The organism is Caulobacter sp. 17J65-9 (genome assembly GCF_010975005.1).
Taxonomy (GTDB): domain Bacteria; phylum Pseudomonadota; class Alphaproteobacteria; order Caulobacterales; family Caulobacteraceae; genus 17J80-11.
The window spans coordinates 1-10,214 of the sequence record NZ_JAAIVC010000142.1; the positions used below are offsets into that span (position 1 = coordinate 1).

General features: G+C 69.0%; 8 protein-coding genes and 1 tRNA gene. 6 read left to right on the forward strand and 3 right to left on the reverse strand.

All coding sequences use genetic code 11. From position 1 onward, the window contains the following. Nucleotides 1-673, reverse strand: a 673-nt coding sequence (locus G3573_RS16985; RefSeq protein ID WP_163262773.1) for a LemA family protein, incomplete at its 3' end; no start/stop codon positions are given. Nucleotides 674-886: 213 nt separating this feature from the next. Here G3573_RS16985 and G3573_RS16990 point away from each other — a divergent pair. After that, nucleotides 887-3,067, forward strand: a complete 2,181-nt coding sequence (locus tag G3573_RS16990) for an ATP-binding protein (protein ID WP_163262775.1) — start codon at nt 887-889, stop codon at nt 3,065-3,067. 111 nt (nt 3,068-3,178) lie between these two features. Beyond that, nucleotides 3,179-3,598 (forward strand): secondary thiamine-phosphate synthase enzyme YjbQ, encoded by a 420-nt coding sequence (locus tag G3573_RS16995; protein ID WP_163262778.1) that lies wholly within the window; start codon nt 3,179-3,181, stop codon nt 3,596-3,598. A 54-nt stretch (nt 3,599-3,652) separates the two neighbouring features. Here G3573_RS16995 and G3573_RS17000 read toward each other — a convergent pair. After that, nucleotides 3,653-3,728: transfer RNA gene (locus G3573_RS17000), tRNA-Lys, on the reverse strand. 499 nt (nt 3,729-4,227) lie between these two features. Between G3573_RS17000 and G3573_RS17005 the strand changes: the two genes are divergently transcribed. The 3 genes from G3573_RS17005 (at nt 4,228) to G3573_RS17015 (ending at nt 8,534) form a co-directional block, all read left to right on the forward strand. Further along, entirely contained in the window at nt 4,228-7,260 is a 3,033-nt protein-coding gene (locus tag G3573_RS17005) for a TonB-dependent receptor (RefSeq protein ID WP_346427407.1), read from the forward strand. A 251-nt stretch (nt 7,261-7,511) separates the two neighbouring features. Continuing rightward, the gene (locus tag G3573_RS17010) at nt 7,512-7,970 is read left to right on the forward strand and encodes a MarR family transcriptional regulator (RefSeq protein ID WP_163262782.1); all 459 of its coding nucleotides are present in this window, start codon (nt 7,512-7,514) and stop codon (nt 7,968-7,970) included. Between the two features lie 207 nt (nt 7,971-8,177). After that, nucleotides 8,178-8,534, forward strand: a complete 357-nt coding sequence (locus tag G3573_RS17015) for an Hpt domain-containing protein (RefSeq protein WP_163262783.1) — start codon at nt 8,178-8,180, stop codon at nt 8,532-8,534. Here G3573_RS17015 and G3573_RS17020 read toward each other — a convergent pair. Next, nucleotides 8,513-8,863 carry a chorismate mutase gene (locus G3573_RS17020; RefSeq protein ID WP_163262785.1) on the reverse strand — a complete coding sequence of 117 codons (351 nt, stop codon included), beginning with the start codon at nt 8,861-8,863 and terminating at the stop codon, nt 8,513-8,515. The two genes, G3573_RS17015 and G3573_RS17020, sit on opposite strands and share 22 nt — an antisense overlap. Nucleotides 8,864-8,997: 134 nt before the next feature. Between G3573_RS17020 and G3573_RS17025 the strand changes: the two genes are divergently transcribed. Further along, entirely contained in the window at nt 8,998-10,074 is a 1,077-nt protein-coding gene (locus tag G3573_RS17025) for an NAD(P)/FAD-dependent oxidoreductase (RefSeq protein ID WP_163262787.1), read from the forward strand. Nucleotides 10,075-10,214 lie beyond the last annotated feature (140 nt).

The following is a 10,214-nucleotide window of genomic DNA, read 5'->3' on the forward strand; positions in this document are numbered from 1 at the left end:
GGTCGTGGGGCGCCGCGGTGCCGGCCGCGGGCGGGGCCGAGCCCGGCGCGGTCCCCGGGGCCGGAGCGCCGAGGTTGAAGTTCACGCTGGGCGCGGCCTGGGCGCCGGCGGCGGCTTCGAACAGCTGCATCGGCTTGGAACCGGCGTGGATGGTCTTGGCCCAGATGATGGTCGGGAAGGTGCGCAGCGAGATGTTGTAGTCGGTCGCAGCCTGGTTGTAGTCGCGCCGGGCGATGGCGATCCGGTTCTCGGTGCCTTCCAGCTGCGACTGCAGGGCCAGGAAGTTCTGGTTGGACTGCAGCTGCGGGTAGTTCTCGACCACCAGCAGCAGCCGGCCCAGCGAGCTCGACAGCTCGTTCTGCGCGGCCTGGAACTGCTTGAACTTGGCCGGGTCGCTGAGGTCGTCGGCGTTGACGTTGACCGACGTCGCGCGGGCGCGCGCGTTGGTGACTTCGGTCAGGACGGTGCGCTCCTGGACCGCCGCGCCCTGCACGGTGGCCACCAGGTTCGGCACCAGGTCGGCGCGCCGCTGGTACTGGGTCTGGACGTCGCCCCAGGCCTGCTTGGCCCGTTCTTCCTTGGTCGGGATGGTGTTGATGCCGCATCCCGCCAAAGCCACCGCGCCGGCCGCCACGGCCAGCAAAGCCATCAGACGTTTGGCTACGATCTTCATCTCGGTCCCCCTGCGCCAGCGCGCCGGTTTTCATATCAGGCGCAAGTGACAGCGTTATTTCAGCCGAAAGGCAAGGGCCGCCTTTTGTTCGCTGGCCCTCCAACCAAGGAAAATTAATCAACATCTGGAATCCTGGCGGACCGAAGGAAAGGCGCCTGGGTGTTCCGGATCCTCTCTTGCCTGACGACCGCGCATGATTGGCGCCTCGTTCCGGTGGCCGCCCTGGTCTGCCTGGCGGCCGCGCTGACCGCCTTCCGGTTGTACGCCAAGGCCTGCGCCTACAAGGGCGGACTGCGCGCGACCTGGATCGGCTTCACCGGCGTGGCCGCCGGGGCCGGGGTCTGGGCCACCCATTTCATCGCCGTGCTGGCCTACGAGCCGGGTTTCCGCACCGGTTACGCCTTGGGTCCGACCGCCCTGTCCCTGCTGGTCGCGATCGCGAGCACGGCGGCGGGCTTCGGCCTGGCCAGCTTCGGCGGCGCGCGCTGGCGTGCGGCCGGCGGCGCCCTGCTGGGCCTCGGCGTCGGGGCCATGCACTACACCGGCATGTCCGGCCTGCGGACCGAGGGCGTGCTGAGCTGGGACCCGGGCCTCGTGCTGGCCTCGCTGGTCGTGGGCGCGAGCCTGTCCATCGCCGCCCTGTTCGCGGCCGGGGCGGCGACGAGCTGGCGGCGTTCGGCCGGCGCGGCGGTGCTCTACATGCTGGCCATCTGCAGCCTGCACTTCACCGGCATGGGCGCGATCACCATCGTGCCGGACTCCTCCGCCGCCGTTCCGCCCGAGCTGCTGGACCACCACACCCTGGCCGTCGCGGTCACCAGCCTGGCCGTGATGATCCTGTGCGCGGCGGTCGGCGCCACCGTGATGGAAGGCGTGGGCCGCCGGGACTCGCTGCGCAGCCTGCGCGGGGCCGTGGAGGCCATGCCGCAGGCCATGTGCCTGTTCGACGCCGAGGACCGCTGCGTGATCTGGAATTCGCGCTACGAGGCGCTGAACACCGACAGCGTCGTGCTCCTGCGCCCGGGCCTGCCGTTCCGCGAGATGCTGGAGGCCGACCTCGCCGCCGGCCAGTATCCGGAGGCCGCCGGCCGCGAGGCCGAGTGGCTGGACGAACGTCTGGCGGCGCGCCGCAACGCGCCCTGCACGCTGGAGCAGCGCACCGCCGACGGCCGCTGGATCCGCGTCGAGGACCGCCGCGCCGCCGACGGCGGGGTGGTCTCGGTGCTGACCGACGTCACCGACCTTAAGCGCGACGCCGAGGTGCTGGCCCAGGCCCGCGACGCGGCCGAGGCCGCCAACCGGGCCAAGAGCGAGTTTCTGGCCAATATGAGCCACGAGATCCGCACGCCCCTGAACGGCGTGCTGGGCGTGGCCGACGTGCTGGCCGGCCGGCCGATGGCCGCGAACGACCACGAGCTGGTCGAGGTGATCCGCGCTTCGGGGCGGACCCTGGAGCGGCTGTTGTCGGACGTCCTCGACCTCGCGCGCGTGGAATCCGGGCGGCTCGATATTCACGCCGAGGCGTTCGATCTCGGCGACGCGGTCTGTTCCGTCGCGGCTCTGGCCGTGCCGCAGGCCGAAGCCAAGGGCGTCGCCCTGAAGGTCGAGGCGGCGATCGACGCCGATCACGTCTCCGGCGATCCGGTCCGCCTCAAGCAGGTGCTCGCCAACCTGATCAGCAACGCGGTGAAGTTCACGGAGCGGGGCGAAGTGACCGTGCGGGTGGTCCGGAACGGCGACGTCTATGAGTTCGCCGTGCGTGACACCGGGCTCGGCTTCGACGCCGCGACCAAGGCGCGCCTGTTCGATCGCTTCGAACAGGCCGACGGTTCGATCACCCGCCAGTTCGGCGGCGCCGGCCTCGGATTGGCGATCTCGCGCCAGCTCGTCGAGCTTATGGGCGGACGGCTGGAGTGCGACAGCACGCCCGGAGCGGGCTCGACCTTCACCTTCGCCTTGCCGCTGCCGCCGGCGCCCAAGGCCTCCCCGGCGGTCGGGGCCGACCGGGCCCTGCGCGTGCTGCTGGCCGACGACCATCCGACCAACCGCCGGGTGGTGGAGCTGGTGCTCGACCAGGCCGGGGTGGAGCTGACCGCCGTCGCCGACGGCCGGGCCGCATTGGAGGCGTTCCGCGTGGGCGCCTACGACGCCGTGCTGATGGACATGCAGATGCCGGTGATGGACGGGCTCACGGCCACGCGGGCGATCCGCGACTACGAGCGGGAGCGGGGGCTTGTCGCCACGCCGGTGATCATGCTGACCGCCAACGCCCTGCCCGAGCACGTCGAGGCGGCGCTGGACGCAGGGGCCGTGCGCCACCTGCCCAAGCCGATCTCGGCGCCCGGCTTGCTCACCGCCCTGGCCGAGGTTGTCGACGAGCGGGACGCCGCCTGAGCCCGGAGCGCGATAGCTGAAAGTGGAGGCCGGTTTCGGCGACCATCGCGCTCCAACCGCGTCCTCCGCCCGGCTTGCGCCGCGGCCCGAAGCGGTCCTGAGTGCCCGGCCATGCGCCAGGCCGTCCACACCCTCGAGATCGCCACGCCGGGGCGGGGCCTGACCGACGTCACCCGGCCGACGCGGGCCTGGGTGGACGCGCAGGGCATGGCCGAGGGCCTGCTGACCGTGTTCTGCCGGCACACCTCCGCCTCGCTGCTGATCCAGGAGAACGCCGACCCGGACGTGCGCGCCGACCTGGAGGCCTTCTTCGCCCGCCTCGCGCCGGAGCAGGCGGGGCTCTACCGCCACGACGCGGAGGGGCCGGACGACATGCCCGCCCATATCCGCGCGGCCCTGACCCAGACCCAGCTGTCGATCCCGCTGGTGGGCGGGCGCCTGGCCCTGGGGACGTGGCAGGGAATCTATCTGTTCGAGCACCGCCCGCGGCCGCACGCGCGCGAACTGGTGCTGCACCTGATCGGCGGCTGAGGCGCGCGTCGAGCCCTGAGGGGGCTGCGCTGTCAGATTAAGCGGAAGAAGGAATGGTGGGTGTACAAGGATTCGAACCTTGGACCCGCTGATTAAGAGTCAGCTGCTCTACCAACTGAGCTATACACCCGTCGCCGAAGCGAGGGCGCTCCTATAGGGGCTGGCGCGCGGCTGGGCAAGCGCTCAATTCGCTCGCGCGCCGCTTTGATGAGACCGGTGTTCGGCGAGGGGCGGGGCGACGCCCGCGTACGGGCCTGCCAGCGGCGCTCGACTCGCGTTTGTGACCCCGTGTGACGTCCCGGCGGCCAGCGAAATGTCGGCGCCGGCGCCGGAATGCGGGCGCTAAGATATCGGTTTTCTATAAAAATTACAGACAATTAAATTTTGGTCGGCAGGCGTCGATCGGCGCAGAAATCCTTATTCTATTGGGAACTCGATTGTTGGATTGTTGCAGATACGTAACAAGCTGAAGCTCGCAAGACACCGGTGTTACAAAGCGTCTGGCAGGGCATAGCCGCCCATAGCTAAGCCTCTTCCCCTTGCGACCGTTCGCAAGCCGGGCCGCACGCCCGGGTATTTTCGGGGGAAGTGAAATTCTCATGCTTAAGAGGCATTTGCTCGGGACCACTGTGGTCGCCGGGTTTGCCGCGCTCGGGGCGATGTCCATCGCGCCGGCCGCTTACGCTCAATCTGACGAAACCAAGCCCGCCGAGGCTTCGGATCCGGCCGACCAGACCAACGTCGACGAACTGGTCGTCGTGGGCTCGCGTCTGCGTCGCGACACCTTCAACTCGCCCTCGCCGGTGCAGGTGGTGACCCGCGAAGAAACCATCATGGCCGGCTACGCTTCGGCCACCGCCGCCCTGCAGGGCACGGCGGTCACCGGTGGCGGCGCGCAGATCAACAACGCCTACGGCGGCTTCGTGACCAACGGCGGTCCGGGCGCCAACACCATCGGCCTGCGCGGCCTGGGCGCCGGGCGCACCCTGGTGCTGATCAACGGCCGTCGCGTGTCGCCGGCCGGCACCCGCGGTTCGGTCGGCTCGGCCGACCTGAACGTGCTGCCGAACGCCATGATCGACCGCGTCGAAATCCTGCGCGACGGCGCCTCGTCGATCTACGGCTCGGACGCCGTGGCCGGCGTGGTCAACGTCATGACCCGCAAGACCGTCGACGGCCTGGAGTTCGAAGGCCAGTACAACATGCCGGCGCACGACGGCGGCGACGAGTCCCGCTTCTCGATCGTCGGCGGCACGCACGGCGACAACTGGCGGATGTCGGGCTCCTTCGAGCACTATGAGCGCTCGGACCTGACCCTGGCCGATCGGGAATGGACGCGTTGCAACCGCGACATGATCCTGAAGAACTCGAACGTCCCGGCCAGCCTGCGCGAGACGATCGATCCGGTCACCGGCAAGGAAAAGTGCTACCCGATCACCGCGACCGGCTCGAACGGCGTGACGATCAACACGCTGGGCACCAGCAACCTGACCGGCGTCGCCGGTCCGGGCGCGACCGGCACCACCTTCAACCGCTGGCGTCCGAACACCGCGGTGACCACCGGCCTGGCCGGCTGGGAAGGCGTCGGCGGCGGCACGACCACGAACACCAACATCCGCGACACCTTCGATCCGCGCACCCTGAACCGGTCGCTGATCTCGCCGGTGCAGATCGACACGGTGTTCGCCCAGGCCAGCTACGACCTGCATGCGCTCGGCGACGCCGAAGTGTACGGCGAACTGCTGATCAACCAGCGTGACTCGCAGCAGACCGGCTATCGCCAGCTGTCGCTGGACTACCTGAAGGGCAGCCTGCTGATCCCGACCAACCTGCAGGGCAGCACCCTGGCGTCGGGGCCGACCAACACCTTCAGCGGCATCTTCCCGGGCCGTGACATCGGTGTCCGCAGCTTCATCGGCTTCGGCAACGACAAGAGCTCGCAGGGCGTCGACTTCACCAAGGTGACCGCCGGCATCCGCGGCGACTTCTTCCTGCCCGACTGGCGCTACGACGTGAACGTCACGTCCTCGCGCTCGGACTCGACGTACTCGCAGCAGTCCTGGATCACGCCGCGTCTGGGCGAGTCCCTGGACGTGGTGGCCGCTCCGGCCAGCATGGACCCGGCCCTGGTCCGCAAGGGCGCCGACGGCGTGACCAACGTCACCTGCGCGGTCAACATCACCAACCCGACCATCCGCTGTATCCCGGCTCCGGTGGTCAACGCCCAGAGCGTCGGCGGCAACCTGCCGCAGGACTGGATCAACTACACTTGGAAGACCGTCACCGGCGCGACCAAGTACAAGGAGACCCTGGTCAGCGCCTCGGTCGACGGTCCGCTGTTCGAACTGCCGGCCGGCAAGGTCGTCGGCGCCTTCGGCGTCGAATTCCGTGACGCCCACATCGACGACTCTCCTGCGGTGGAAAGCGTCAATTCGTGGCTCTACAACCTGACCTCCTCGCAGCCGACCCGCGGCGAAGACTCGGTTTGGGAAGCGTTCGGCGAAGTCGAAGTGCCGATCCTGGCCGACCTGCCGTTCGCTGACGAACTGACGGTCAACCTGTCGGCCCGCTACACCGACTACGACTCGTACGGCGCGGACTGGACCCACAAGGTCGCGGGCGTCTACAGCCCGTTCAGCTGGGCCTCGCTGCGCGCGTCCTACGGCACCTCGTTCCGCGCTCCGGCGCTGTTCGAACAGTTCCTGGGCGCCACCACCGGCTTCGCTCAGGCCACGGTCGACCCGTGCACCCCGGGCGGCCTGGGCGCGAGCGATCCGGTCGTGATCGCGAACTGCCTGGCCGAAGTCGGTCCCGGCTTCACCCAGACCAGCGGCATCACCATCTACGGTGGCGGCGGCGCGGCTCAGGGCCTGAAGGCCGAGACCTCCGAGAACGTGACCTTCGGCCTGATCCTGCAGCCGGAACTGCCGAGCGCCTTCGGCAAGCTGGACGTGGCGATCGACTACTTCGAGGTCGACATCCGCAACGGCGTGAACCGCATCGGGTCCAACAACCTGATGAGCCTCTGCTACTCCGACCCGAACTTCCGGGGCGCGGGCAGCGAAGGCTGGTGCCGTTACGTCACGCGCGACACCGGCAAGAAGCTGACCATCTACGACAGCTACACCAACGTCTCGCGTCAGTACGTCGAAGGCATCGACTACAACGTGCGTTGGTCGCGTGAAGTCGGCCCGGGTGATCTGCGCATCACCGCCGGCGTCACCCAGTACCTGTCGCAGGCCTCGGCCACCTTCGAAGACACGCCGCTGATCGAGTCCAACGGCAGCCTGACCTCGCCGGAGTACACCGGCACCCTCGACGCCAGCTACAAGCTGGACCGCTGGACCTTCCGCTACGGCGCGGAATGGGTCGGCGCTCAGGACAGCGCGTTCCGTCGTCCCGCCACGGTTCCGGGCTTCCCGACCGTGAAGTGGACCGACGTGTACGACGTGAGCGTGCCGGACTACTTCCTGCACCACCTGTCGGTTCGCTACAAAGCCGACGACTGGTCGGCCATCGTGGGCGTCCGCAACGTGTTCGACGAGGAGCCGCCGACCATCTCGGCCGACGGCCGTACGAACCGTATCGGCAACGCGCCGCTCTACAGCGGCTACGACTACGTGGGCCGGTCCTTCTTCGTGAACCTCGCGAAGAAGTTCTAATCCCAGCGTAGCTACGGGAATTTGGGCGGCGGACTCCGGTCCGCCGCCCATTTTTTTTATGAAGCAGGTCAAAGGCCTCGCTTATCCCGTAGCGCTACGGACAAAAAATGGTCACAATCGCGCCAGGAGCCGGACATGATTCCGGGCGGGCGCGGGCGGGCGTCCGCATCTTCCTTGCCCCCGCCCGGTCGGACCAAGTATCCCCGATGGAGAGTTCCCCCATGGCCGCGGCCCTTCCGGCAGGAGCGACGATGGACGAAGACGCGCCGATCGACGTGGGCGACGTCATGACTCTCATTGGCATGGAGCTGCGGCGGGCGCAGATCGCCTCGACGCGGCGGTTCGGCGAGCTGCTCGGACCCAAGGGCGTCGCGCCCGGCCAGTACAGCGTGCTCAAGCTGATCGTCGCCAATCCGGGCCGCACCCAGTCGGCCCTGGCCGAGGCCCTGCGGCTGGACCGCTCGACCATGGTGCCGATCATCGACCGGCTGGAAGAGGGCGGCCTGGTGCGCCGGGTGCGCAAGCCGTCGGACCGCCGGGCCTACGCCCTGCAGGCGACCCCGGCCGGCGAGGCCTTCCTGGCCGAAATCGAGCCGCTGATCTCGTCGCTGGAAGCCGACATGGCCGCCAGCCTGGATCCGAACGAACGCGCCGTTCTGCTCAAGCTGCTGCGCCGCGTGACGGATTCGCTGGAGGCCGGCGACCGCTGAGCGGCCCGGCCTAGAGCCTGTTCCGTTCAGATGGAAACCATCTGAACGGATAAAACAGGCTCTAATTCAAAGGCGTGAGCGCGTTCTGATCGCAAAACCGGACCCACTTTTGCGGAACGCGCTCTAAGCGTTTCGTTCACCAGCCGCACGATATTCCGACGCTTGAAGTCGGAGCGCAGTCGGCTGCGCGCTCGAGGGAGGCGGATCATGGCCAGACGCGACCTGACCGGCGCGGTGGACTTCTCGGTGCTGGAGCGGCTGGCCGCCGGCGACGCGACCGTCGTCGAAGAGGTGCTGGACCTGTTCCGCGAGCAGGCGGCCCTGTGGGCGCCCCTGCTGGACACCTCGTCTCCCGGCTGGCGTGACGCCGCCCATACGGTGAAGGGCGCCTCCGGCGGCATCGGCGCCCACGCCCTGGCCGACGCGTGCGGTCAGGCGGAGGCCTGTTCGGACGAGCTGGCCCAGCCGGCGCTGGATCGGGTGAAGGACGCGCTCGACGCGGCCCTGGCCGACGTCGCCGCCTACCTGCACGAACGCGCGCTTCAGTCGCTGCGGGCGTCCTGACCGCGCAGGCGGTCGAAGGTCCCGAACTCGTGGGCGATGCAGCGGTCGATCAAGAGCCGCCACACCGGCTCGGCGATCGCCGCCGACAGGCCGGCCGGACCGGCCGCCGCCAGCACCTTGGCCACAACGTCCTCGATGCGCGCGTCGTCGTGCACGACCGAGCGGTCCGGCTTGATGCGCGCGGCGGCGTCCATGTAGCGCTGGCGCTCGGCCAGCAGGGTCACGAGGGCGCGGTCCAGCGCGTCCACGCCCTGGCGGACCTCCGCCATGGTCGTGCAGGCCTCGGGGGCGATCCGCGGATCGACGGGAAGGGTGGTGGGCGACGACATGGCCACAGCGTTTAGGCCGTTCGCGTCCGCGCGCCAACCGCGAAGCTTATCGAGGTTTTCCTCGAGGCGATCCGGCCGTAAATAGCGCCGCGTCGCCGCCTCCCCGCGGCGGCCTCCGGCCCGACAGGATCTCGATGACCCAGCACTCCGCGCCCGTCACCCTCGCCCCCGCGGGCGGCGACCACACGACCGACGTGATCATCGTCGGCGCCGGCCCCTGCGGCCTGTTCGCGGTGTTCGAGCTGGGCCTGCTCGACATGAAGGCGCACCTGATCGACATCCTGGACAAGCCGGGCGGCCAGTGCGCGGAGCTGTATCCGGAGAAGCCGATCTACGACATTCCGGCCTGGCCGGTGATCTCGGGTCAGGAGCTGACCGACCGGCTGATGGAGCAGATCGCCCCGTTCCACCCGACCTTCAGCCTGGGCGAGATGGCCACGGCGCTGGAGAAGACCGCCGACGGCAAGTGGAAGCTGACCACCGACATGGGCACCACCATCACCGCGCCGGTGGTGGTGATCGCCGCCGGCGGCGGCTCGTTCCAGCCGAAGAAGCCGCCGATCCCGGGCATCGAGGCCTTCGAGACCCAGGGCGAGGGCCTGGGCGTGTTCTACGCCGTGCGCCGCATGGAGCAGTTCCGCGGCCGCAAGCTGGTGATCTCGGGCGGCGGCGACTCGGCCCTGGACTGGGTGCTGAACCTGCAGCCGCTGGCCGAGTGGGTGACGCTGATCCACCGCCGCGACGACTTCCGCGCCGCCCCGCACTCGGTGGCCAAGATGCGCGCCCTGGTCGAGGCCCGGAAGATGGACCTGGTGATCGGCCAGGCGGTCGAGCTGCAGGGGCCGGACGGCCCGCTGGAATCGGTGCTGGTCGAGGACAATTCGGGCGCGCGCCACTCCATTCCGTGCGACGCCTTCCTGCCGTTCTTCGGCCTGACCATGAAGCTGGGACCGGTGGCCGAGTTCGGCCTGAACCTGCACGAGAACCTGATCCCGGTGGACACCGAGAAGTTCGAGACCTCGACCTCGGGCATCTTCGCGGTCGGGGACATCAACGTGTACCCGGGCAAGCTGAAGCTGATCCTGTCCGGCTTCCACGAGGCGGCGCTGATGGCCCAGCAGGCCTTCCGCTACGTCTATCCGGAGAAGAAGCTGCGCTTCCAGTACACGACCAGCTCCAGCGACCTGCAGCGCAAGCTGGGGGTGAAGTGAGCTGAAAGATCTCCCCCCTATGGGGGGAGCAGCCGCTCGTTAGAGCGGCGTGGGGGGCTCCAGCGGAGCGCGCGGCGTCCGTCGCGCCAAGGCGAGCCCCCTCCACCACGCTTCGCGTGGTCCCCCTCCCCCAATGGGGG

What these genes read in the sequence shown, in the direction of transcription:
- G3573_RS17010 (WP_163262782.1), top strand. Translation starts at nt 7,512, where the DNA reads ATGGACGAAGACGCGCCGATCGACGTGGGCGACGTCATGACTCTCATT.
- G3573_RS17020 (WP_163262785.1), bottom strand. Translation starts at nt 8,863, where the DNA reads ATGTCGTCGCCCACCACCCTTCCCGTCGATCCGCGGATCGCCCCCGAG.
- G3573_RS16995 (WP_163262778.1), top strand. Translation starts at nt 3,179, where the DNA reads ATGCGCCAGGCCGTCCACACCCTCGAGATCGCCACGCCGGGGCGGGGC.
- G3573_RS17025 (WP_163262787.1), top strand. Translation starts at nt 8,998, where the DNA reads ATGACCCAGCACTCCGCGCCCGTCACCCTCGCCCCCGCGGGCGGCGAC.
- G3573_RS17015 (WP_163262783.1), top strand. Translation starts at nt 8,178, where the DNA reads ATGGCCAGACGCGACCTGACCGGCGCGGTGGACTTCTCGGTGCTGGAG.